Source organism: Mycobacterium parascrofulaceum ATCC BAA-614 (genome assembly GCF_000164135.1).
Lineage (GTDB): Bacteria > Actinomycetota > Actinomycetes > Mycobacteriales > Mycobacteriaceae > Mycobacterium > Mycobacterium parascrofulaceum.
In genome coordinates this window covers 671,152-695,354 of record NZ_GG770554.1, presented here as the reverse complement: position 1 = coordinate 695,354, position 24,203 = coordinate 671,152, and the positions used below count along the sequence as shown (strand labels likewise).

Annotated in this window: 18 protein-coding genes and 1 pseudogene; 5 read left to right on the top strand and 14 right to left on the bottom strand. The window is 70.0% G+C overall.

Annotated features, from left to right (window positions below; genetic code table 11):
• Positions 1-36: 36 nt before the first annotated feature.
• The 3 genes from HMPREF0591_RS13360 to fdxA all read right to left on the bottom strand — a co-directional run bounded on the left by HMPREF0591_RS13360 (position 37) and on the right by fdxA (position 3,954).
• A complete protein-coding gene (locus HMPREF0591_RS13360; RefSeq protein WP_040622796.1) occupies positions 37-2,400 on the bottom strand; it encodes an APC family permease in 2,364 nt (787 codons plus the stop codon).
• 88 nt (positions 2,401-2,488) lie between these two features.
• Positions 2,489-3,574, bottom strand: coding sequence for a succinyldiaminopimelate transaminase (gene dapC, locus HMPREF0591_RS13355; protein WP_050790057.1), 1,086 nt, complete (start codon positions 3,572-3,574; stop codon positions 2,489-2,491).
• A 53-nt stretch (positions 3,575-3,627) separates the two neighbouring features.
• Entirely contained in the window at positions 3,628-3,954 is a 327-nt protein-coding gene (gene fdxA / locus HMPREF0591_RS13350; RefSeq protein WP_040622791.1) for a ferredoxin, read from the bottom strand.
• A gap of 374 nt (positions 3,955-4,328) precedes the next feature.
• Here fdxA and HMPREF0591_RS13345 point away from each other — a divergent pair, with 374 nt between their 5' ends.
• Positions 4,329-4,661, top strand: a complete 333-nt coding sequence (locus HMPREF0591_RS13345; RefSeq protein ID WP_007169095.1) for a hemophore-related protein — start codon at positions 4,329-4,331, stop codon at positions 4,659-4,661.
• 136 nt (positions 4,662-4,797) lie between these two features.
• Here HMPREF0591_RS13345 and HMPREF0591_RS13340 read toward each other — a convergent pair whose 3' ends face one another.
• From HMPREF0591_RS13340 to mshB, 3 genes are all read right to left on the bottom strand, one after another.
• Positions 4,798-7,437: a bifunctional FO biosynthesis protein CofGH gene (locus HMPREF0591_RS13340; RefSeq protein ID WP_007169094.1), complete on the bottom strand. Its 2,640-nt coding sequence runs from the start codon at positions 7,435-7,437 to the stop codon at positions 4,798-4,800.
• A 105-nt stretch (positions 7,438-7,542) separates the two neighbouring features.
• Positions 7,543-8,004, bottom strand: coding sequence for a hypothetical protein (locus HMPREF0591_RS13335; protein ID WP_007169093.1), 462 nt, complete (start codon positions 8,002-8,004; stop codon positions 7,543-7,545).
• Positions 8,005-8,097: 93 nt separating this feature from the next.
• Positions 8,098-9,012, bottom strand: a complete 915-nt coding sequence (gene mshB / locus HMPREF0591_RS13330; protein ID WP_007169092.1) for an N-acetyl-1-D-myo-inositol-2-amino-2-deoxy-alpha-D-glucopyranoside deacetylase — start codon at positions 9,010-9,012, stop codon at positions 8,098-8,100.
• 79 nt (positions 9,013-9,091) lie between these two features.
• Here mshB and HMPREF0591_RS13325 point away from each other — a divergent pair, with 79 nt between their 5' ends.
• Entirely contained in the window at positions 9,092-9,709 is a 618-nt protein-coding gene (locus HMPREF0591_RS13325; RefSeq protein ID WP_040622482.1) for a TetR/AcrR family transcriptional regulator, read from the top strand.
• A 10-nt stretch (positions 9,710-9,719) separates the two neighbouring features.
• Here the strand turns inward: HMPREF0591_RS13325 and HMPREF0591_RS13320 are convergent, their stop codons facing one another.
• The 7 genes from HMPREF0591_RS13320 to HMPREF0591_RS13290 form a co-directional block, all read right to left on the bottom strand.
• The gene (locus HMPREF0591_RS13320; RefSeq protein ID WP_167310151.1) at positions 9,720-11,609 is read right to left on the bottom strand and encodes an ABC transporter family substrate-binding protein; all 1,890 of its coding nucleotides are present in this window, start codon (positions 11,607-11,609) and stop codon (positions 9,720-9,722) included.
• A gap of 45 nt (positions 11,610-11,654) precedes the next feature.
• A complete protein-coding gene (typA, locus tag HMPREF0591_RS13315; protein WP_007169089.1) occupies positions 11,655-13,544 on the bottom strand; it encodes a translational GTPase TypA in 1,890 nt (629 codons plus the stop codon).
• A gap of 60 nt (positions 13,545-13,604) precedes the next feature.
• Positions 13,605-14,336: a respiratory nitrate reductase subunit gamma gene (gene narI / locus HMPREF0591_RS13310; protein ID WP_040622480.1), complete on the bottom strand. Its 732-nt coding sequence runs from the start codon at positions 14,334-14,336 to the stop codon at positions 13,605-13,607.
• A complete protein-coding gene (gene narJ, locus HMPREF0591_RS13305) occupies positions 14,329-14,994 on the bottom strand; it encodes a nitrate reductase molybdenum cofactor assembly chaperone (RefSeq protein ID WP_007169087.1) in 666 nt (221 codons plus the stop codon). The genes narI and narJ overlap by 8 nt, the downstream gene beginning before the upstream one ends.
• On the bottom strand, positions 14,991-16,613 hold the full coding sequence (gene narH, locus HMPREF0591_RS13300) for a nitrate reductase subunit beta (protein ID WP_007169086.1): 1,623 nt from the start codon (positions 16,611-16,613) through the stop codon (positions 14,991-14,993). The genes narJ and narH overlap by 4 nt, the downstream gene beginning before the upstream one ends.
• Before the next feature lie 25 nt (positions 16,614-16,638).
• On the bottom strand, positions 16,639-20,346 hold the full coding sequence (locus HMPREF0591_RS13295) for a nitrate reductase subunit alpha (RefSeq protein ID WP_007169085.1): 3,708 nt from the start codon (positions 20,344-20,346) through the stop codon (positions 16,639-16,641).
• A gap of 407 nt (positions 20,347-20,753) precedes the next feature.
• Positions 20,754-21,158 carry a (deoxy)nucleoside triphosphate pyrophosphohydrolase gene (locus tag HMPREF0591_RS13290; RefSeq protein WP_007169084.1) on the bottom strand — a complete coding sequence of 135 codons (405 nt, stop codon included), beginning with the start codon at positions 21,156-21,158 and terminating at the stop codon, positions 20,754-20,756.
• Positions 21,159-21,182: 24 nt separating this feature from the next.
• Here HMPREF0591_RS13290 and HMPREF0591_RS13285 point away from each other — a divergent pair, with 24 nt between their 5' ends.
• Positions 21,183-21,467, top strand: coding sequence for a 4a-hydroxytetrahydrobiopterin dehydratase (locus HMPREF0591_RS13285; protein ID WP_007169083.1), 285 nt, complete (start codon positions 21,183-21,185; stop codon positions 21,465-21,467).
• Here the strand turns inward: HMPREF0591_RS13285 and HMPREF0591_RS13280 are convergent.
• Positions 21,464-22,816 carry a mannosyltransferase gene (locus tag HMPREF0591_RS13280; protein ID WP_425270189.1) on the bottom strand — a complete coding sequence of 451 codons (1,353 nt, stop codon included), beginning with the start codon at positions 22,814-22,816 and terminating at the stop codon, positions 21,464-21,466. The two genes, HMPREF0591_RS13285 and HMPREF0591_RS13280, sit on opposite strands and share 4 nt — an antisense overlap.
• A 181-nt stretch (positions 22,817-22,997) precedes the next feature.
• Between HMPREF0591_RS13280 and HMPREF0591_RS13275 the strand changes: the two genes are divergently transcribed.
• Positions 22,998-23,675, top strand: a complete 678-nt coding sequence (locus HMPREF0591_RS13275; protein ID WP_007169081.1) for a hypothetical protein — start codon at positions 22,998-23,000, stop codon at positions 23,673-23,675.
• Positions 23,676-23,724: 49 nt separating this feature from the next.
• Positions 23,725-24,203, top strand: a pseudogene (locus tag HMPREF0591_RS13270) (Rv1157c family protein); the annotation flags it as partial.

Here is a 24,203-nt window from a genome sequence, read left to right as displayed (position 1 = left end):
GCGTCACGACCGGTCGCGCCGTTCGGCGGCGCCACGTTACCTCCCGCCGCCCCCTTCGGGTTCGCCGGAGTCGACGGCCTTCGCGGGGTCCTCGATCACGTGATAGAGCGGATCGACCATCGATACGGGCCGGTTGCCGGTCTGGCGGGCCTTCCCGGTGAGCCGCAGCAGCTGGCCCGGCTGAATGTCGGCGCCCCCGTGGCCGGGACGGAAGGTGACGGTAATTTCCCCGCTGTTGTCCCCGACGACGACCTGTCGAAAGGTGCGACCGCGGTCGGTGACGTCCTCGACCTGGTTGACCCGGCCCTCGACGGTGGCCCGCTGCCCCGAGATCAGCCCCGCCACCAGAATCACCGATGCCGGCCGCTCGGGGTGCTCGTAGGCGTCCACCTTCTCGTCCTCGCCCCGCGACACCCACGCCTCGAACTTCTCGACCTCCTGTGCGATCCGCTGCTCGAACGTGTCGGGATAGGCCTCCTTGATTCGCGACTCCACGTCATAGGGCACGATCGTGGCCGCCGCATCCGGGATCAGGCTCACCGCGCGGGAGATCTTGTCCGCCGTGCGATCGTGCAACAGCCGGCCCAGCAGCCGCGCAAACGTCCGGCGCGGCAGCAGCACCGTCACGTTGGTGTGCGGTTGTTCGTCGCGCGCCTTGGCCACCAGGAGTTGCGCGGCCCGGCTGATCCGCCGGTCCGGGCAGTCCACCACCCGCAGCGGCGTGTCCAGACCGAAGTGATCCCAGCGCTTGCGCAGTTGCGCGGCGTGGGCCGGGTCGACCATGAAATGCACGGCGGTCAGTTCGTCGGCACGCAGTCCCCGGCCGTAGCGCAGCGCCTCGATCACCGCCAGGTCCACCGAGTCGACGAGGACGAACACCCGGTGCCGCGCATATTTCACCAACTCCGGCCGGTCGGTCCGGAACATTTCGAGGATGGCCGCCTCGGCGCGGTATTCCCGGTTGAGCCGCATCAGCATGAACACCAGCAGCGGGAAGACGACGACCACCAGCCACGCGCCCTCGGTGAATTTCGCCACCGCGAAGATGCCCACCACGATCGTCGAGAGGACCGCCGCGGAGAAGTTGATCGCCAGGCGGCGCCGCCATCCCGGATCGCGGTGCATCAGATGATGTTTGGTCATGCCGTAGCCGGCCATCGAGAACCCGGTGAACACGCCGATCGCGTAGAACGGGACCAGCGCGTTGACCGAGCCACCGGTCACGATCAGCAGCAGCACCGACAGCGCGGTCAGGGTGATGATGCCGTTCGAAAAGACCAGGCGGTGACCGCGTTTGGTGAGTTGGCGCGGCAGGAACCGGTCCTCGGCGACGAAACTGGCCAGCGCGGGGAACCCGTTGAAGCTGGTATTCGCACCGGTGAACAAGATGGCGGCGGTCGCGGCCTGGACCAGGATGTAGCAGACGTTGCCGACGACGCCGTTGCCGAAGACGGCGCGGCCGATCTGCGACAGCACCGACGGGTACTCGGTGAGGTACGGCGTGGCGTGCGTGACGTGCGCCAGGTAAGCGACGCCGGCCAGCAGCAGGCCGAGGATGGTGGCCATGGCGGTGAGCACGCGGCGTGCGTTGCGGCCCTGAGGCTTTCGGAAGTAGTCGACCGTGTTCGAGATGGCCTCGACTCCCGTCAACGACGAGCCGCCGTTGGCGAACGCACGCAGCAGCACCAGGATCGTGGCACCCAGGACCAAGCCGTTGCCCTGGTGAACCGGCACGGTTCCGGGCATCCGCGCGGGATCGTAGACCGGCAGGTTGCCTGCGAACGCGCGGATCAGGCCCACCACGATCGTCAGTCCGACCATGGCGATGAAGGAATAGGTGGCCACCGCGAACGGTATGCCCGCCTCCTTCAAGCCGCGCAGGTTCGCGTAGCAGATGGCAAGCACCACACCGACCGTCAGCTCGAGGCTGTACGGCCCGAGCGCGGGAATGGCGGACACCACCGCGACGGTCCCGGCCGCCGACTGCACCGCGACGGTGACCACGTAGTCGATCAACAGTGCCGCGGCGGCGATCTGCGCCACCCGCGGGCCGAAATTGTCGCGCGCGACGATGTAGGACCCGCCGGCCCGTGTGTAGGCCATCACCACCTGCCGGTAGGAGGCGGCGACCAGCACCAGGATGAGCAGGATGACACCGGTGATGGGCAGCAAGAGCGCGAAGGCGGCCAACCCCGCCTGCGGCAGCAGCTCGATCAGGATCTGCTCGGGGCCGTAGGCGACCGACGAGACCGCGTCCGGCGAAAGCGCGCCCAGGGCAACCGGATTCGACAATTTCTCGGACGCGATGTCCTCGGTGATCAGGGGCTTGCCCAGGAATACCCGCTTGACGATGTCCCCGACCGAAAGAGGGATGCGCAGCTTGCCGGCCGACGTCGTCACGACCACCGTCCTTAACCTGAGCGGGCGGAACACCTCCGATGCATTGTGCACGGTCGCCGCCGTGCCGGCGGTAGGCGGTGCGGGTCGGCTAGGCGAGCCGCCGCACGGCGGCGGCGATCCGCTCGTCGGTGGCGGTCAACGCGACGCGCACGTGCCGCGCGCCGCGCGGGCCGTAGAAGTGGCCGGGCGCCACCAGGATGCCGCGCCCGGCCAGCCATGCGACGCTGTCCTCGCACGGCTCGTCGCGGGTGGCCCACAGATACAGGCCCGCCTCGGAATGGTCGACGGTGAATCCGGCCGCGCGCAGCGCCGGCAGCAACGCGGACCGCCGACGTTCGTACCGCTCCCGTTGCGCCCGCTCGTGGGCGTCGTCGTCCAGGGCGGCGACCATGGCCCCCTGCACCGGCGTCGGCACCATCATCCCGGCGTGTTTGCGCACCGCCAGCAACTCGGCCACCAGCTCGGGATCGCCGGCGACGAATCCGGCCCGGTAACCGGCCAACGACGAGCTCTTGGACAGCGAGTGGATCGCCAGCAGTCCGCGATGGTCGCCCTCGCAGACCGACGGATGCAGGATCGACAGCGGCTGGGCCTCCCAGCCCAGCCCCAGATAGCACTCGTCGGAGGCCACCACACTGCCGCGCTCGCGCGCCCAGCCGACCACTTTCCGCAAGTGGTCGACGCCCAGCACGCGGCCGGTCGGGTTGCTCGGCGAGTTCAGGTAAATCAGCGCAGGCGATTGCGGACCCAGCTGGGTCAGCGAATCCGCGCGCAGCACCGCCGCACCGGCCAGCCTCGCCCCGACGTCGTACGTCGGGTACGCCAACTCGGGCACCACGATCACGTCCCCGGGCCCCAGCCCGAGCAGGGTCGGCAGCCACGCGATGAGCTCCTTGCTGCCGATCACCGGCAGCACGTCGGCCTCGGCCAGCCCGGTGACGCCGAAGCGGCGGGCCAGCGCGGCGACCGCGGCCTCGCGCAGCCGCGGGGTGCCGGCGGTGGCGGGATACCCGGACGCCGAACCGGCGGCCGCCAGCGCGGCGGAGATGACCGGCGCGACCGGGTCCACCGGGGTGCCGACGGACAGGTCCACGATCCCGTCGGGGTGGGAGCCGGCCAGCGTCTTCGCGTCGGCCAGGGTGTCCCAGGGGAACTCCGGCAGGGATTCCGACACCCGCCCGCGTGAGGCGTGCGGCCCCACCCCGGGCTTGTGCAGCACCGGCCCGCTCAGTCGCCCTCGCCCTGCGGCGGCAGGTCCTTCACCACCTGCGGGTCGTTCTCGGTCAAGCCGACCTTCGCGGCGCCGCCCGGCGAGCCCAGCTCGGTGAAGAAGTCGGCGTTGATCTGCGTGTACTGGCTCCACTGGTCGGGCACATCGTCTTCGTAGTAGATCGCTTCGACGGGGCAGACCGGCTCGCACGCCCCGCAGTCGACGCACTCGTCGGGGTGGATGTACAGCATCCGCGCGCCCTCGTAGATGCAGTCGACCGGGCACTCCTCGATGCATGCCTTGTCTTTGATGTCGACACAGGGCTCGGCGATCGTGTAGGTCACAGACGTCTCCTCCATGTACTGCTTCGGTGTGGGCTGCTCTTCGGCTCGCGCCCGGTGCACCCGGCCGCTCCAGACAAAGCTTTCGGTTACTGATACTAGACGTTGCACATACACGTCAACCACTTGGCACGCCCGTTGCAGCGACGATTTAAGACTGCCAGTCTCGCACCCCGCGGCCGGGGGCCGTTTCGCCGAGGGCGAACAACCACCATAGCGCGGTGACCTGCGGAAAGTCGCGCTTCGGCGGGGCCCCGCGATAACCATTGAGACGGGACGACCCACGTGGGGCCTGGTAATCTCAAACGGGAGACGGCAACCGCTGGGCAGATGTCGTCGCCTTGATAGCGGTGCATTAACGGGGAAGGTGTCCACACATGAGGCTGTCGTTGACCAAACTGACCATTGCGGCGGGTAGCGCGGCGGTGGCGTTGACCGCCGCCGCCGGGGTCGCATCCGCGAACCCGAACGACGCGATCATCAACACCACGTGCAACTACGGGCAGGTGATCGCCGCGCTCAACGCGACCGATCCCGCGGCCGCCGCGAAGCTGAACAGCTCGCCGATGGCGCAGTCCTACATCCGCAGCTTCCTGGCCTCGCCGCCCCCCAAGCGCCAGGAGATGGCCCAGCAGATCCAGGCCATGCCGTCGGCGATGAAGTACTACGACGACATCAACCAGGTCGCCGTCACCTGCAACAACTTCTGAGCCGGGCCACCGGTTCAGTAGCCGCCGAGCCGGCCGCGCGCGGCGCGGCCGCATCGGTTTCGATGGGTGACGGGGCCTTCGGTCCCTCGTCGATTCCTCGGTTCACGGCGTCGGGTGTACCCGCCGCGCAGGACCGCTAGGCCGCCCGCGGGGCGTACGTGGTGGTGCGCTGGCGCGCGGGGCGCCCGATCCCTTCCGCGATGGCGGTCAGCTCTTCGACGGTCTTGGCCGACCCGTGCTCCGAGCCGGCCATCCGCGAGATGGTCTCCTCCATCAGCGTGCCGCCCAGATCGTTGGCGCCGCCGTTGAGCATCACCTGGGTGCGCTCGACGCCCAGCTTGACCCAGCTGGTCTGAATCTGGGCGATGCGGCCGTGCAACATGATTCGCGCCAACGCGTGCACGGCGCGGTTGTCGCGGTGGGTGGGCCCGGGGCGGGCCGCGCCGGCCAGATACAACGGCGAGCTCTGGTGCACGAAGGGCAGCGGCACGAACTCGGTGAACCCGCCGGTGCGGTCCTGGATTCCGCGCAGCACGTTGAGGTGCGCGACCCAGTGCCGTGGGCTGTCGACGTGCCCGTACATCATCGTCGACGACGACCGCAGCCCCACCTCGTGTGCGGTGGTCACGATGTCGATCCACTCCGATGTCGGCAGCTTGCCCTTGGTCAGCACCCAGCGCACTTCGTCGTCCAGGATCTCGGCGGCCGTGCCCGGGATGGTGTCCAGCCCGGCCTCGCGCAGGCCGATCAGCCACTCGCGCACGCTCAGCCCGCTCTTGGTCACGCCGTTGGCGATCTCCATCGGCGAGAAGGCGTGCACGTGCATCGACGGCACCCGCGCCTTGACGGCGCGGACCAGGTCGGCGTAACCGGTGACCGGCAACTCCGGGTCGATCCCGCCCTGCATGCACACCTCGGTGGCGCCTTCGACGTGCGCCTCCCACGCACGGTCGGCCACCTCCTCGGTGGACAGCGAATACGCGTCGGCGTCGCCCTTGCGCTGCGCGAACGCGCAGAACCGGCAACCGGTGTAACAGATGTTGGTGAAGTTGATGTTGCGGTTGACCACGAACGTCACGTCGTCGCCGACGGCGTCGCGCCGCAGCGCATCCGCCAGCGCGGCAACGGCTTCCAGCGCGGGCCCTTCGGCGGTCGCCAGCGCCAGATACTCGCCGTCGGTGCAGCCGGCGGGATCGCGCTCGGCCGCCCGCAGCGCGGCCAGCACATCGGTGTCCAGGCGTTCGGGCGCTTTGGCGCCTTGCGCGGCCAGCTCGTGCACCCGCGCGCGGATCGATTCCCAGTCACCGAAGGCGCTGTCCAGGTCGCTGCGAGCCTCGGTGGCGCGACCCTCGGTGTCGATGGCCGCGTTGAGGTCGACCCGCCCCGCGGACGCGACGTCGTCGGGCTCCTGCCACGGCAGGCCCACCGGATTGACGTCGCGGGCCAGGCCGGTCGCCGGATCGGCCAGCGCCAGCACATGTCCGCGCACCCGCGGGTCGATCCACGCCGTCCCAGCCTGCACGTACCGGGGCTGGGCGGTCAAGCGCTGAACCAGTTCGTATCCGGCCTCGGCGGTCACGTCGGCCAGCTCGTCGAGCGCGGGCCACGGCCGCTCCGGGTTGACATGGTCGGGCGTCAAGGGCGACACCCCGCCCCAGTCGTCGACCCCGGCAGCCACCAGCGCCAGGCACTCGTCGCGGGACACCAGATTGGGCGGCGCCTGGACGCGCATGCCCGGCCCGAGCACCAACCGCGCCACGGCCACGGTCGCCAGGTAGTCCTCGATGCCCGTGTCCGGCACGGCCGCCATCGCGGTGTGTTCCTTGGCGCGGAAATTCTGCACGATCACCTCTTGGACGTGCCCGAATTCCTTGTGCGACTTGCGAATCGCGTGCAGCGTCTCGGCACGCTCGGCCAGCGTCTCGCCGATGCCGACCAGCAGACCCGTCGTGAACGGAATCGACAGCCTTCCCGCGTCGGTGAGCGTGCGCAGCCGCACCGCGGGGTCTTTGTCCGGGCTGCCGTAGTGCGCAAGGCCTTTCGTCTCGAACAGCCGCCGCGACGTCGTCTCGAGCATCATGCCCATCGACGGCGCGACCGGCTTGAGCCGGGCCATCTCCGACCAACTCATCACGCCGGGGTTCAGGTGCGGTAGCAGCCCCGTCTCCTCGAGCACCCGGATCGCCATGGCCCGCACGTAGGACAGCGTGGAATCGTAGCCCCGCTCGCCGAGCCACCGGCCGGCTTCCGGCCATCGCTCCTCGGGTCGGTCGCCGAGGGTGAAAAGCGCTTCCTTGCAACCGAGTTCGGCTCCGCGGCGGGCGATGTCGAGGATCTCGTCGGGCTCGAGGTACATGCCCGCGCCGCTCGCGCGCAGTTTGCCGGGCACCGTGACGAAGGTGCAGTAATGGCACGTATCGCGGCACAGCCGGGTGACGGGGATGAACACCTTGCGCGAATAGGTGATCGGCAGCCCGCCGGCAGGGCCGCGCCGGCCCGCCGACGTCAAACCCGCGTCGCGCACCCGCGCGGCGCTGGCGCACAGATCCGCGAGGTCGTCGCCCCGCGCGGTCATCGCGACGGCCGCCTCATCGACATTGAGCGCCACACCGTCTCGTGCGCGGCGCAACACCCGCCGCAACGCCGAGGCGCTGGTCCTCGGTGAGGACGTGGTCGGAACCACAGGATCAGGAAGAGCGGTACGCTCCTCGCCCGGAGTCAGCGGCACCTTCGTGTAACTTCCCCACGATCGAATTTCATCCGCGCGTCCCAACATGTGAAATTTTCGGACCCATGCGGCCCCGTCTGCGCAACAGTCAACAGTAGCGGCAGGGTCGCACCGGCGAGCGGGGACGTCCCGGCCCGGCCCGCCGCACGAACGTCAGGGCCGGCGCCCGCGCCGCCACAGCACCCAGAACGGCGGCGCGACGCCCAGCACGATCAACAACAAAGCCCCGTAGGCCATGACGCCGCGGCCGCCCAGAATGACGTCGTCGGCGGGGCCGCCCATGCTGATCATCGCCACCGCGAGCAGCCACGTCCACAACGGCAGCGCGGCGAGCCGCGTCGACGTGGTCCACCGCCCGGCGGCCCAGACCAGGGCGGCGTTGACCAATCCCGAGATCAATCCGCTGATGGGAAACGGGGTGGCACCGATATAGGAAGGCAGCAGCAGGGCCCCGGCAAGCGCGGAGAGTACCCCGTCGACGGCCAGCAGCGACAAGACAACGAAACGTATCGCGGGGTCGGTCGCGCCGCTGTCCTCCAGCGATGCGGCGCGCGGCTCGGTTTCGATCAGGTCGGAACGCTGTCGATGTTGGACAGTATCGAGCCGATAACCCACTGCAGGCTGTCGAGCCGGTCCTGCCAGTGCTGCTGATTAGGGTCCAGGTCGGGGTCCATGCGAAATCCTTCCGTGGCTGCCTGATTGGCAAGCCTACCCCGTGCCGGCGGCGGTGAAATCAAGCCCCGCAAGCAGATCTGTTTCCCACCCGCGCTCGTCGCGCTCCCCCGCCGCGCCGGCGACCAGGACGTAGTGCTCCTCCGCCAGGATCGGCAGCGCCATGTTGTTCGACAGCGCGCAGGCCCGGCCGGTGGGCCCGACGACCACCTGGGTGGCGTGGGCGGCCAGCGCCGCCCGCTTCGCCGCCCACGCCTGAGGGCCGGCCTCGACGACGGCGTCGATCTTGTCGTCGGGGTAGCCGAAGTCGAACTCCTCTCGTGGGGGGATCGCCCACTCGGGCAGCAAGTCGCCGCGGTCCAGCGCCCGCCAGCCCGCCTCGAAGGCGCTGTCGGCCATGACGGCCCAGTAGAACTTCGGCACCTGCCACGGCTCGCCGGGGAAGTCGCCGGAGCCGGCCCCCGTACCGGATGCCGCCACGGCGGCCGTCGTGACGGTGTGGGTGTGGACGTGATCGGGGTGGCCGTAACCGCCGCCCGGATCGTAGGTGACGACGACGTGGGGGCGCTGCTCGCGGATGACCGCCACCAGTGCGCCGACGGCCTCGCGCTCGTCGGCGTCGACAAACCGCTGGCGCCGCCGTCCGGGCGTGCCGGGCATGCCCGAGTCGCGCCAGCGCCCCGCGCCGCCGAGATAGTGGGGCGCGCCGGCGCCGAGCGCACGCAACGCCGCGGTGAGCTCGCCGATGCGGTAGCCCCCCAACTGATCCGCGTGGTCGACGGACAGTCCTGCCCAGCGCTCGCCGATGACCTCGCCCTCCTCGCCGAGGGTGCAGGTGACGACGCGGACGTCCGCCCCGCGGGACGCGTAGTGGGCGATGGTGGCGCCGTTGCTGAGGCTCTCGTCATCGGGATGCGCGTGCACGAACAGTAGCCGTGGCGTCTCGGGCATGGACGCACCCTACCCGCAGTCGGGGGCCGCCGGCGGTCTCCTCGCAGCCGGTAGGAACGCATACGGCTACTATCGAGGGATGCCGCAGCTCACCCAGATCGACGCCCGGGCCGGCGGCCGGAGCCGCCGACGCGGTGAGGTCCTCGAACGGGCGCTCTACGAGGCCACGCTGGCCGAGCTGGCGGAGGTCGGCTATGGCGGGCTGACCATGGAGGGGATCGCGGCGCGGGCCCACACCGGCAAGGCCGCCCTGTACCGGCGCTGGGCCACCAAGTGCGAACTGGTGCACGCCGCGCTGGTGCACACCTTGCCGCCCCTCCCCGAGGCGCGCTCCGGCCGGTCGGCCCGCGAGAACCTGCTCACGGTGTTCAGCGCCCACCGCGACGTCTGCGCCGGGAAGACCGCCTTCCCCGGCATGGCCACTGTGTATCAGCTGCTACACGAACCCGAGATGCGTGCCATCTTCGCCGACGCCGTGGTGGCCCCGCGCCTGCAGATCGTCGAATCGATCCTGCAGACCGCCGTCGCGGAGGGCGACCTCGATCCGGAGATGATCACCCCGCTGACCGCCCGCATCGGCCCGGCCTTGATCAACCAGCACTTCCTGCTGACCGGGTCGCCGCCGAACCGCCGGGAGCTGTCGCTGATCGTCGACGCCGTGATCCCGCCGCGCGGGTCGCGGGCGGCCCAGGACTAGCGAGGGCCCGTCAGGGCCCGGTCTTGACCCATTGGCCGGCGTCGCCGACGATGCCGACCGGCACCGCGCCCGTCAGGCTGACGTTCTGCACGCTCGGGCCGGCGGCCACGATCGTGGTGTCCTGCAGGATCGGCAACACGGTGGACATGTTCCACAGTCGCGGCTCGACCGCCGTGACCACGTCGTTGATGTTCTTCGTGCCGTTGAGCGCGGCGTCGATGTTCGACTGGACGCTGCGATCGCAGATCCCGGTGAGGTTCGACGGCGCCTGCACCAGCGCGTTGGGGTCCGCCGGGCGGCTGGGTGGGGCCGACGTCGGCGTGGTGGCCGACGGGTTCGGGCCGGTGGTGGTCGGCCCGCCCGAGGCGGGAGCGGTGGTGCTCGGCCCCGCGGACGTCGGAACCTGCGTCGACTCCAGCGCGGGGCAGCCGTAGCGCGACGCCAGTCGCGTGGCCAGGTTTCCGCCCGCCTGGTGCCAGCCGACGATCGCGTCGACCTGGTTGTTGTTCAGCGCGTCCCGGTAGAGCGTCACCGGGTCCAGCGCCCGCACGCTGGCGGCGATGCCGACGTTGCGCAACTGGTCGGCCGCGGTGTTGGCCACCGCGACGGATGTCGGGTCGTTGGCCGCGACCCCGATGGCCAACGACAGCTGCTGGCCGTCCTTGCTGATCCGGCCGCGGATGACCTCGGGCGGTCCGGGGTTCGCCGGTGTCGGCGCCGGCGATCCCGACCCGTTGCCTTCCACCTTGTAGCCCGCCCCTTCCAGCAACGCCAACGCCGCCGGCGTCGTCATCGCGGGGGGCGCGGTCGGCTCGTAGCCCGGGTCGCTGGGCGCGCGGATCTGGGCCTGGTCCAGCGTGACGGTGTTGTCACTGCCCGCGCCCACGGCGGCCAGCAGGTCGACGTCCAGCAGCCCCAGGATCGCCTTGCGCACCTGCGCGTCGGCCAGCTTGGACTCGTTGGCCCGCAGCGTCAGCTGCATGACCCGGGGCGTCACGATCCGGGCGGTGCGCACGTCGGGGATCGCCGACAGTTGCGCGAAGGCCGCCGACCCGCCGTGCACCTGCGCCACCTGGGTGTCGCCGTTGCGCACCGAATCGGCCAGGGCCGCCGGCGCCCCGGCACGCCGGAAGAGGATGAGCGCGGGCTTGGCCGGCGTCCCCCAGTAGCGGTCGTTGCGGGCCAGCAGGATCTCGTCGCGCTGCGGATCGATGCTCTCGACGCGGAACTGGCCGCCGGTGACCGGCAGCGCGCGAGCCAGCCCGGCCGCGAAACCGCCCGGCACGTCCTTGACGATGTGTGCCGGGAGGATGTTGCTGAACAGCTCTTTCCAGGACGGGTACGGCTGCGCGAAGGTGACCACCGCCTGCTTGCCGCCCTCGAGCGACTGCACGCCGGTAATGAGGTCGTAGCCGGCGGGGTCGACCACGCCGGGCTGGCTGACCATCTGGTGCCACAGGTACCAGAAGTCGTCGGCGGCGATCGGGGCGTTGTCGGTCCATTGCGCTTCGGGCCGGATCTTGTAGGTCACCGTGAACGGGTCCTGGCTGGTGACTTCGGCGGACTCCAACAGGGTCGGGTCCATCTCCCAGCGCGAGCCCGTCGGCGTGGCGGGGTCGGGCACCGGCCGGAACGCGCTGGGCAGGACCAGCGCGCTGATCGCGGCGTTCACCGGGGACAGGTCGGAGAGCAGGTGCGGGTTGAATCCGGCGCCGATCGAGTCGATGCCCATGATGATCTGGGTGGGCCGCGGCGGCGGGGGTGGCGAGTTGTGCGGCGTGTCGGTGCTCTGCGGCGCCGGCGGGGGGTTGACCGTGCACGCCGCCAGCGCCAGTCCGGCCAGCGAGCCGACCACGCCGACCGTCACGAAGAAACGGCGCACGCGTCTCGGCATGCCGATCAGGGTAGCGAGCAGCCGCCCAGCGGCCCGCCCGTGCACGCGCGATTAACCCCGGGCCTTGGCGCGCGACCGGCTCCGGGCCCGGGTCGTGGCGTCCAGCTCGACCTTGCGCACCCGGACGATCTCCGGGGTCACCTCGACGCATTCGTCCTGCGCGCAGAACTCCATGGCCTGTTCCAGGTCGAGCTCGAGCGGCTTGGCCAGCGTCTCGATAACGTCCGCGGTCGACGAGCGCATGTTGGTGAGCTTCTTTTCCCGGGTGACGTTGATGTCGAGATCCTCTGCGCGCGGGTTGATCCCGACGACCATGCCCTCGTAGGTGTCCTGGCCGGGCTCGACGAAGAACTGGCCCCGGTCGGCGAGCTGAATCAGCGCGAAGGGGGTGATGGTGCCGGCGCGGTCGGAGACCAGCGAGCCGGTGTGGCGGGCCCGGATCTCCCCCGCCCACGGGCGGTAGCCGTCGAACACGGCGTTGGCGATCCCGGTGCCGCGGGTGATGGTGAGGAAGTCGGTGCGGAAACCGATCAGGCCGCGGCTGGGCACGATGAAGTCCATCCGGACCCACCCGGCCGCGTGGTTGGTCATCTCCTCCATCCGGCCCTTGCGGGCGGCCATCAGCTGGGTGATCGCGCCGACGAACTCTTCGGGGCAGTCGATCGTCATCGCCTCGAACGGCTCGTGCAACTGACCGTCGATGGTGCGGGTCACCACCTGCGGCTTGCCGACCGTGAGCTCGAAGCCCTCCCGGCGCATCTGTTCGACCAGCACCGCGAGGGCGAGCTCGCCGCGGCCCTGCACCTCCCAGGCGTCGGGCCGGCCGATGTCGACGACGCGGATGCTCACGTTGCCGACCAGCTCCTGGTCGAGGCGGTTGCGGACCATGCGCGCCGTCAGCTTGTGGCCGGACACCTTGCCCGCCAGCGGCGAGGTGTTGGTGCCGATCGTCACCGAGATCGCCGGCTCGTCGACGGTGATCCGCGGCAGCGCGTGCGCGTGGTCGGGGTCGGCCAGCGTGTCGCCGATCATGATCTCGGGCAGCCCGGCCACCGCCACGATGTCACCGGCGACCGCCTCGTCGGTGGCGCTGCGCTCGACGCCCTCGGTCGCGAGCAGTTCGGTGATCTTGGCGCTGGTGATGACGGGCAACCCGTCGACCTCGCGCATCCAGGCGACCTGCTGGCCCTTGCGCAGCTTGCCGTTGTAGATGCGGATCAGCGCGAGGCGGCCGAGGAAGGCCGACGCGTCGAGGTTGGTCACCAGCGCCTGCAGCGGCGCCTCGGGGTCGCCGGACGGCGCGGGGATGTGCTCCATCAGCACGTCGAACAGCGGGTCCAGGTTGTCGCCGGCGGGCACCTCGCCGTCGGCGGGCTGGGTGGTGCTGGCCACCCCGGCGCGGCCGGACGCGTACAGCGTCGGGAGTCCCAGCGCGTGCTCGGCCGCCGCGGCCGCCTCGTCGTCGAGGTCGGAGGCCACGTCCAGCAGCAGGTCGTGGCTGGCCTCCACCACCTCGGCGATGCGGGCGTCCGGCCGGTCGGTCTTGTTGACCACGAGGATCACCGGCAGGTGCGCGGCCAGCGCCTTGCGCAGCACGAACCGCGTCTGCGGCAGCGGCCCCTCGGACGCGTCGACCAGCAGCAGCACCCCGTCCACCATGGACAGCCCGCGCTCGACCTCGCCGCCGAAGTCGGCGTGCCCGGGCGTGTCGATGACGTTGATCACCGTCACGCTCCCGTCCGCGTTGACGCGGTGCACGGCGGTGTTCTTCGCCAGGATGGTGATGCCCTTTTCCTTCTCCAGGTCACCGCTGTCCATGATGCGTTCCTGGGCGTCGTCACCGCGGTGGTGCAGCGCCCCCGACTGCCGCAGCATCGCGTCCACCAGGGTCGTTTTGCCGTGGTCGACGTGGGCGACGATGGCGACGTTGCGAAAAGGCACGTCGGTGATTGTGGCAGCGCGGGGGCGCACAAAGCGAACCGGCAGGCGGGTGCGCGCCGTCTACCAGCCTCTGCGAGGGGGCGCCGCCCCGACCAGCTCGCCCTTGGCCGCCTCGTCACGGCTGCGGTAGACGATATAGGGCCTGAACAGGTAGGCGACCGGAGCGCTGAGCATGTGCACCAGCCGGGTGAACGGCAGCAGCGTGAACAACACCATGCCGATCAGGGCGTGCAGTTGGTAGTCCAGCGGCGCGTTGATCATCACCTCGCCGTGCGGCTGGAAGATCCAGATCCGGCGGAACCACAGGCCGACGGTGTAGCGGTAGTGGAACTCCCCGCCGTGCGGCCCGGTGCCGATCAGGTCGCAGTACAGGCCCACCACGATGGCCAGCACCAGCACCACGTACATCACCTTGTCGCTGCGGGTGGTGGCGATGGACACCGCGGGCCGGGTGAACCGCCGGTAGATCAGCAGGCCGATTCCGACCAGGGTGGCAAACCCCGCCACCGACCCGGCGATGACCGCCTGCAGGTGATAGGCATGGTCGCTCACCTTCAGCAGGTGCGTCACCCGCGGCGGGATGAACAGCCCCATCACGTGTCCGGCGAAGACCGCCAGGATGCCGAAGTGAAACATCGGGCTGGCCACCCGCAGCAGCCGCGACTCGTAGATCTGCGAGGAGCGGGAGGTCCAGCCGAACTTGTCGTAGCGGTAGCGCCACCAGGTGCCGACGATCAAGACCGTCAGCGTGACGTAGGGCGCGATGTCCCAGAACAACACATTGCTAAACACCTGGCGCTCCTTCGCGTCGGGGCGGCACGGTCAGGTTGAAGGGTTGCAGCCCAACGGCTTCCGCGGGCGGCCCGGCCTTGGCCAGGCGCTCCGCGCGGCGCACGTCCTGATCGGTCGCGGCGGGCAGGGTCGCGCACACCGCCGCCACGGTGGGCTCGTAGGCCGACTTCGCGTCGGCAAGCGCGCCCCGCAGCACGTCGATCGGGACGCGGTGTTCGGTCAGCAGCCGCCGCCCGGCCCCGGGGTCGACGGTGGCGGCGAATTCCAGCACGACGGGCAGGTGGTCGGGCGCCTCGGCGCGCGGCGGCTGCACCCCCGATTCCCGGTAGGCGGCAGCGAATTCGACCATCTCCCGGCCGCGGTTACGGGTGTCGCCGGCGGTCCAGTACGTCAGGTACATCGTGCAGTGGCGCCGCATGTCGAACGTCGCGACGTAGTCCATCGCGGCGGCCATGGGTTCGCGAGCGCGCAGCGCGGCCAGCGTCCGCCCGAGCAGCGACGCCGCGGGCCCGCGGATGTGGCTGAGCAACTCCTCGACGGTGTCCAGCCGGCCCGGCAGCTCGTCGTCGGGATAGGCCAGCAGCAGCGACGCCGCCTGCCACACCAGCCGGTCCTGCAGGAGCTCGGCGCGTCCCCGCCGCCCGGCCAGCAGCCTCATCGCTTCTGCTCTTCGGGGAACATCCCGGCGGGCACCTGGCGCCCGTCCCAGTTCAGCAGGTTCACCCGTGCGGACCGGTGACCGTTGGCCGGCGCCTCGCCGCCCGGCCGCTTGAGCGCGTGGAACGACTCGACCGACACGGGCACCGGGTCGCCCGACTCGTACATGCCCGGGCCGCCGTCGCCCGTCAACGAGCAGCCCATCTCCTCGAGGTCGCGGGCCTGCGGGCTGAACGCGGTCGGGATGACGTACCGCTCTTCGTACTTGGCGATGGCCAGCAGCCGGTACATCTCGTAGATCTGCTCTTCGGTCATGCCCACCGAGTGCGGTATGTCCGGCTGGGTCTCCCGCCCGAGGTTGATGTCGCGCATGTAGGAACGCATCGCCGCGAGCCGCCGCAGCACGCCCTCGACCACCGCGGTGTCACCGGCGGTGAACAGTTCAGCGAGGTACTGCATGGGGATGCGCAGCGCGTCCAGCGCGCCGAACAGGTTGCCCAGGTCCTCGCCGTCGTGGCCGTCGCGGCTCACCGCGTCGACCACCGGCGACAGCGGCGGGATGTACCAGACCATCGGCATGGTGCGGTACTCGGGATGGAGGGGCAGCGCGACCTTGTAGTCGTTGATCAGGGCGTACACCGGCGAGCGCTGCGCGGCCTCGATCCACTCGTCGGAGATGCCCTCCGCACGCGCGGCGGTGATCACCTCGGGGTCGTTGGGGTCCAACAGGATTCGGCACTGCGCCTCGTACAGGTCGGTGTCGTTCTCCACCGACGCCGCCTCCAGCACGCGGTCGACGTCGTAGAGCACCAGGCCCAGATACCGCAGCCGGCCCACGCAGGTCTCCGAGCAGATGGTCGGCAGGCCGACCTCCATCCGCGGGTAGCACAGCGTGCACTTCTCGGCCTTACCGGTCTTGTGGTTGAAATACACCTTCTTGTAAGGACATCCGGAGACGCACATCCGCCAGCCGCGGCAGCGGTCCTGGTCGACCAGGACGATGCCGTCCTCGCTGCGCTTGTACATCGCGCCCGACGGGCACGACGCCACGCAGGAGGGGTTGAGGCAGTGCTCGCAGATCCGGGGCAGGTAGAACATGAAGGTCTCTTCGAGCGCGAGTTTGACGTCCTCGCCGACCTTCTTCAGGATCGGGTCGCCGGCCAGGATCTCCGGCGACCCGGACAGGTTGTCGTCCCAGTTCGGTCCCCACGAGATTTTCATCGGTTCGCCGCTGATGAGGCTCCTCGGCGCGGCCGTGGGGAACGTGTCACCCGCGGGGGCGGTGGTCAGGTTCTCGTAGTCGTAGGTCCAGGGCTCGTAGTAGTCGTCGATGATGGGCAGCTGGGGGTTGGCGAAGATGCGCAACAGCTTCTGGATGCGGCCGCCGTCGCGCAACCGCAACCGGCCCTTCTTGTCGCGAATCCAGCCCCCTCGCCACCGCTCCTGGTCCTCGTAGGTGCGCGGATAGCCTTGCCCGGGACGGGTTTCGACGTTGTTGAACCACACGTATTCCGTGCCGGAACGGTTGGTCCACGCCTGCTTGCAGGTGACCGAGCAGGTGTGGCAGCCGATGCACTTGTCGAGGTTCATCACCATCGCCAGCTGCGCCATGACCTTCATGAGGGCCTCGCTTCCCGTACGCGCATCAGTACGTCACATCCTGACTGCGACGGCGCACCACGGTGACCTCGTCGCGCTGGTTGCCGGTCGGTCCCATGTAATTGAAGGCGAACGCGTGCTGGCCGTAGCCGCCGGCGAGGTGGCTCGGCTTGATGCGGACGCGGGTCAGCGCGTTGTGGTTGCCGCCGCGCTTGTTGTTGGTCTCGGTGCGGGGCGTGTCGACCGTGCGTTCCTGTACGTGGTAGACGAACACCACGCCGTCTGGCATGCGGTGGCTGACGATGGCCCGGCACACGTAGATGCCGTTGGTGTTGACCGCCTCCACCCAATCGTTGTCGCGCACTTTGAGTTTGGCCGCGTCGCCGGGGCTCATCCACATCGTCGGCCCGCCCCGGGACAGCGACAGCATGTAGAGGTTGTCCTGGTAGGTGGAGTGGAACGACCACTTCGAGTGTGGGGTCAGATACCGCACCGTCAGACCGATCCCGTCGTCGGTGGGGCCCAGTTCGGGCTGGCCGAACAGCCGCGCCATGTCCAGCGGCGGCCGGAACACCGGCAGGTGCTCGCCGAGTTCCTCCACCCAGTCGTGGGCCAGATAGAAGTGCATCCGGCCGGTCAGCGTGTGGAACGGCTTGAGGTTTTCGATGTTGATGGTGAACGGCGCGTAGCGGCGCCCGCCGGTCTCGCTGCCCGACCATTCGGGGCTGGTGATCACCGGGACCGGCCGCGCTTGGGTGTCGGCGTAGCTGATGCGGCGCTCCTCGCTGCCCTCGGCCAGGTGCGCCAGCCGCTGGCCCGTTCGCTTCTCCAGCTCGCGGAAGCCCTCGACGGCCAGCCGCCCGTTGGTGGTCCCGGACAGCAGCAGCAACACGTCGGCCATCCGCGCGGCGGTGGTGATGGCCGGACGGCCCGCCGCCGCACCGGAATTCATCACGCCGAACCGGGCGGCGAGCTCCTCGACCTCCCGGAACGGATGCACCGTGACGCCCTTGGTGGTCAGCCCGAACGTTTCGACCAGCGGGCCCAGGGTCTGCCACTTGTCGTAGACGGCGCCGTAATCGCGTTCCACCACGGTCAGCTTGGCCATCGTCCGCCCGGGCACCGGGGTGGCGCCGGTGTGCAGCCAGTCTTGTTCCGTGCCGTCGGGATAGGCCATCGCGTCCGGGGTGTCGTGCTGCAGCGCGGTCAGCACCACGTCGCTGCGGGTGCCCAGGTGCCGCTTGGCCAGGGCGCTGAAGGCACGCGCGATAGCGCCGAAAGCCTCGAAGTCCGAACGGGTTTCCCACGGCGGATCGGTCGCGGCGCTGAACGCGTGCACGTACGGGTGCATGTCCGTGCTCGAGATGTCCGCCTTCTCGTACCAGGTCGCCGCCGGCAGCACGATGTCGGAGACCAGCGTCGTCGACGTCATCCGGAAGTCGATCGACATCATCAGGTCGAGCTTGCCCTCCGGGATGTCGCCCTCGCACACCACGTCGGCGGGCGGCACCCCGTCGGCGGGCGGCTGGGCCTGGATGTTGGCGTCGGTCCCCAACAGATGGCGCAGGAAGTACTCGCCGCCCTTGCCCGACGACCCGATCAGGTTTGCCCGCCAAACCGTAAGCACCCGTGGCCAGTTGACCGGGTTGTCCGGATCGGTGACGGAGAGCTTGAGTTTGCGGTCGCGGAGTTGCTCGGCGACGTAGTCGGCGGCATCACGGCCCGCCGCACGCGCCTCGTCGGCGACGTCGAGGCTGGACCGGTCGAACTGGGGGTAGAAGGGGCTCCAGCCCATCGCCGTCGCCGAGGCCAGCAGGTCCATCGTGTGCTTGCCCGCGAACCGGCCGCGGCCCAGCGGGCTGGCGAGCTTGTCGGCCCCGTAGCCGTCGTAGCGCCACTGATCGGTGTGCGCGTACCAGTACGAGGCGCCGGGCACCTGCCGCGGCGGACGCACCCAGTCGGTGGCCATCGCCATCGTCTGAAACCCGGTGAGCGGACGCACTTTTTCCTGGCCGACGTAGTGCGCCCAGCCGCCGCCATTGCGTCCCATCGACCCGGTGAGCATCAGCAGCGCGAGTACCGCCCGGTAGATCGCGTCACCGTGGAACCACTGGCAGATGCCGCTGCCCATGATGATCATCGACCGGCCACCGGATTCCTCCGCGCTGCGGGCGAATTCCTTGGCCACGCGGATGGCCTGTGCGGCCGAAACTCCGGTGATCGCCTCCTGCCACGCGGGGGTGTTCTGCTGGGTCGCGTCGTCGTAGCCGGTGGGCCATTCGCCGGGCAATCCCGGCCGGGCCACCCCGTACTGGGCGAGCATCAGGTCGAAAACCGTGCACACCAGGTGTTCGCCGACGCGGCGCACCGGGACGCCGCGCGCCACCGTGGCGCCCTCGCCGTTGATCGTGTCGAAGCTGGGCAGGTGCACCAGCGCGGTGTCGCCGTCGCCGTTGCGACCGTGACTGTTTCGCACGCTGAGCGCGGGCAGCAGCGCACCGAGGTCGAGGTTCCACTTCCCGACGCCGTCCTCGCCGTAGCGGAACCCCAGCGAGCCGTGCGGCACCACCACCGAGTCGGTGGTCTCGTCCAGCACCGCGGGCTTGAGGGCTGAATTTTCTTCGGTCTCGTAGCCTCTGCCCAGGTCGGCCGCCGTGAGGTTCTTTCCCGGCACCAGCATGTCGCCGCGCTCTTCGAGCTTGATCAGGAACGGCAGGTCGGTGTAGCGGCGCGCGAAGTCGGTGAAAAACGGAACCTCTTTCTGCACATAGCATTCCGAGAGGATGACGTGACCCATCGCCATGGCCAGCGCCCCGTCGGTGCCCGCCGCGCAGGGCATCCACTCATCGGCGAACTTGGTGTTGTCGGCGTAGTCGGGGCTGACGGTCACCACCTTGGTGCCGCGGTAGCGCGCCTCGGCCATCCAGTGCGCATCCGGCGTCCGGGTGATCGGGACGTTGGAGCCCCACATCATCAGGTACGCGGCATCCCACCAATCCCCGGACTCGGGCACATCGGTCTGGTCGCCGAACACCTGCGGGGAGGCCACCGGCAGGTCCGCGTACCAGTCGTAGAACGACGTCATGGGCGCGCCGATCAGCTCGAAGAACCGCGAGCCCGCCGCGTAGGAGACCATGGACATCGCCGGGATCGGCGAGAACCCGGCGACCCGGTCGGAACCGTAGGTCTTGATGGTGTGCACGTGGGCGGCGGCGATCAGTTCGGTGGCCTCGGCCCAGGTGATCCGGACCAGCCCGCCCTTGCCGCGGGCGTGTTGATAGCGGCGCCGCCGCTCCGGGTCCGCCTGGATGTCGGCCCACGCCAGCACCGGATCCCCGAGCCGGCCCTTGGCTTCCCGGTACATCTCGACCAGCACGCCCCGGGCGTAGGGATAGCGGACGCGGGTCGGCGAGTAGCTGTACCAGGAGAAGGACGCGCCCCGGGGGCACCCGCGCGGCTCGTATTCCGGCCGGTCCGGGCCCACCGAGGGATAGTCGGTCTGCTGGGTTTCCCACGTGATGATCCCGTCCTTGACGTAGATCTTCCACGAGCAGGAACCGGTGCAGTTGACGCCGTGCGTGGAGCGGACCACCTTGTCGTGGCTCCACCGGTCGCGATAGAACACGTCGGCCTCGCGGCCGCCCTTACGTGTGACCGTGCGCAGGTCGGCCGAGATTTCGCCGGGCGTGAAGAAGCGCCCGCTGCGCTCCAGCAACTCCTCGAGCGCTCCACCGACGTGTGGCGTGACAGTCAACAGGTACCCCTTCTACTCCGTAGCGTCGCGCGTCGTAGCCGGGCCGTCGCGTCGACCCCAAATGCGTTGTGTCGGGCTGCGCAGGCCCACCGATTCGGCCGCCCGCGCCAACCCGGATCGGCAACGCCATCGATGTCGGCGGCCCGCGCGCTGGGGAGCGATCGAGCACCAGCATAGGCCGCGGGAGACAGGCCCATCACCTCCGTCGCGCGCGGCCTGTTAACGAGGAATCGTCTGGTCAACATGCGTTTTGTTGATCTGTGAGGTGCCCGGGGCGGGCGACGGATCGCTTACCGCATGCACCTCGAGGTCAAGTCGTTTATTACAAGTTCCGTTGTTATATCCCAAGTTCACATGGGTGACCTTCTACGGCGCTGAACGTCAGCTGCGGAAAGGCTGTGGACTTGTTATGAGCTTCCGCGGGACAGCGTCCGCACCAGGTCAGCGACCCAGCCGCGGTCGGCGGGCACCCAGTCGACGTCGGGCAGCTCGGCCGCCGTCACCCAGCGCAGCGCGCGGTGGTCGTGCGCGCTCGGTTCGCCGTCGAGCAAGTCCACGCGGTACGCCCGCAGCGTGATGCCGTCCAGCGCGATGTCGGCGCCCAGGCGGTCGCCCACCGCCACGTCGCCATCGGCCAGGCCGAGCTCCTCGGCCAGCTCCCGGGCCAGCGCGTCGCGCTCGGTTTCACCCGCGGCGACCTTGCCGCCCGGCAACTCCCAGCGGCCGGCCAACTCGGGCGGCCGCAGGCGCTGCGCCACCAGTACCGCGGCGCCGCGGATGACCGCGCCCGCAACGACGATCTGGGTCGGCATGGCCAGACGGTATACGGTCGAAACATGGCTGTGTTAACGGATGAGCAGGTGGACGCCGCACTGCCCGATCTCAACGGATGGGAGCGTGTCGACGGCGCGCTGCGCCGGTCGATCAAGTTTCCGAGTTTTCTGGCCGGCATCGACGCGGTGCGCCGGGTGGGCGAACACGCGGAGAGCAAAGACCATCACCCGGATATCGATATTCGTTGGCGGACGGTGACTTTCGCCTTGGTGACGCATTCCGAGGGCGGGATCACCGAGAAGGACGTCGCCATGGCGCGCGACATCGACGGGATCGTCGAAAGCTAGTCCTCGGCCGCGGCGCGGTCCTCGGCGGCGGCGCGGTCCTCGACCGTCACGCCAGCGTGACGGTCGGCGCCCGCAGTCACGCCAGCGTGTCCCCCGCGAGCGGGTGGTGCCCCCAATTCGCGGGATCGGCGGCCGGCGGCCGCGATCCAGCCCAGGGTGGCCACCGCCGCCACGATGTAGACCAGGCCGGCCCAGGCCAGATACCACGGCCGGCTGATCTGCCAAATGGTCGGCTGCGCGAAGAGCAGCAGCCACGGCACGCCGACGATGGTGAGCGCCAGCCAGCCCCAGCCCACGATCCGCGCGCCGGGGCGCTGGCGCAGCGGGCCGTGAATCGCCCAGATCATCAGCGGCACCAGCCACACCCAGTGGTGGGTCCAGGAGATCGGGGACAGCAGCAGCCCGAACAGCTCGACCACCAGCAACCTGCCCAGCCGATCCCAGCTGTCCAGCGCACGCCACGCCAGGACGGCCAGCACCGCGGTGACGGCGATGGCGGCCAGCACCCCCGGGCCGAAGCCGGCGTCGTGACCGAGGATCCGGGAAATGCCGCCCCGCCAGGACTGATTGATCGACGTGGCGATGGGTCCCACGCGGTGGGCGTCGCCGAGCAGCTTCGTGAAGTAGTAGCGGGCCTGGTCGCCGACCACCAGGGCCGACACGCCGATGGTGGCGAGGAAGACCACGAAGGAGAAAGCCGCCGCGGCCCAGCGCCGCACGCCGACCAGGTAGACGCCGGCGATCGCGGGCGTCAGCTTGATCCCGGCCGCCGCGCCGACCAGCAACCCCGACAGCCACCACCGCGCGGTCAGCGCCGCCCACAGCACCGCCAGCATCAGCAGCACGTTGACCTGCCCGTAGTCGAATGTGCTGCGCAGCGGCTCGATCCAGATCGTGACCGCCGTCCAGGCCATCGCGACGCGGCGGCCGTCGGCGCCGGGCGCGATGCCGATCAAGCGCTGGCTGATCCGGATCGCGCCGTAGAGCGCGGCCATCGTCGCGATCTGCCACCCGAAGGCGACGACGTCGAAGGGCAGCAGGGTCAGCGGGTAGAAGACGACCGCCGCGAAGGGCGGATAGGTGAACGGGAGCGGGAAGTCGGGCGTCTGATCGGCGTAGACGTAGCTGTACAGCGTGCCGGGATGGTCGATCGCGGTGGCGCCGCCGAGGTAGACGTGCAGGTCGACGAAGTTCGCCCCGTGCGGGGTCAGATACGTCCACGCGAGACGCGCGGCGACGCTGGCGACCAGCAGCGCGGGCGCCGCCGCCCGAAGCGAACTCGCGAACCGCCGGCGCGGGGCGGGCGCCGGCGCGGCCGAGGTGGTGTCTATCAACACGACTTTAGCGATCGCGCGGTCCCGCGCGGCACGGACGGACCGCGTGACCGCATTGAGCCTGGTCGCGGGGCGTTTGGTCACCGGAGCCACTCGTATCAGTAACGATCAAATAAATGCCACACGTGTCACTTGAGTCCCACCAGTATCAACGTAACTTCGGCGGCGGACCCGTTTTCCACAACCAGGGAGAGTCATGCCAACCATCTGGACTTACATGCGTGCAGCGGCCGTCGTCGTCGGTTCGTCCGCAGCCCTACTCACGGGCGGTATCGCCCACGCCGACCCCGTGCCGGCTCCGCCGATTCCGAACATTCCGCAGCAGCTGATCAGTTCGGCGGCCAACGCGCCCCAAATCCTGCAGAACCTCGCAACCGCCCTGGGCGCGACCCCGCCGGCCGCGCCGGCCGCCCCGGGCATCACTTTCCCGGGAGTTCCTTCGGCCGCCACGACGTCACCGGCGACGTCCGCGGGCATCCCCTCGATTCCCGGGCTGGCGCAGGCGCCGACGCCCTCCGCGCCGTCCACCGCGACGGCCACGCAGGGCCTGCAGGGGTTGATCCCCGGGCTGACACCGCCGGCACCCGCGGCGCCCGCCGCACCGGCGACGTCGTCCATCCCCGGACTGCCGGCCATCCCCGGGCTGTCGACGCCGACCGCCCCCGCCACCCCGCCGGCCCCGCAGATTCCGCAGGCGAAGGTCGACATGCCGGCGTTCCTGCCCAACCTGCCGGTCAACATGCCCGCGCAGATGACCCTGCCGCAGGACCTGCCGGCACTGGCCGGGGCTCCGGCACCCGCCGCCCCCGCGGCACCGGCCGCCCCGGCAACCGGGGCCAACCCGGTCGCGCCGCTGCTCGCCGCCCTGCCCTGATCAGTCCGCCAGACAGCACAGCCACCCCCTACTGACCGGAGGACACACCGTGGCAACCACTTGGAATCTGTCCAAAGGATTGGCCGCTGTCGTGACGGCATCGGCTGCCGCGTTCGGGTTCTGCCCGAGCGCGGCAGCCGACCCGGCGACACCGCAACCGAGCCCCACCCAAGAACTCCCCGGGCTGCCGGCGTTGTCGCAGCTGAGCCCGATCATTCAGCAGGCGGCCACCGATCCCGCCCAGGCCACACAGCTGCTCATGGCCGCAGCGCAAGCTTTCAGCCACAACCAGAACGCGCCCGCCGAGTCCCGGAACGTGGCCACGTCGGTGAACCAGTTCCTCGCGACGCCGGCTGCGGCGGGCGAGCCCGGGGCCGCGCTTCCGGACGCCGCGCCGGTGCCGCACGTCCCGGCGGCGGGTGTCGAACCGGGCGCCCAGTCGCACTTGCCGACCGGCATCGACCCCGCACACGCCGCCGGACCCGGCCGGGTCGCGGCGCCACCGGCCGGCGCCGAACCCGCGCCCCA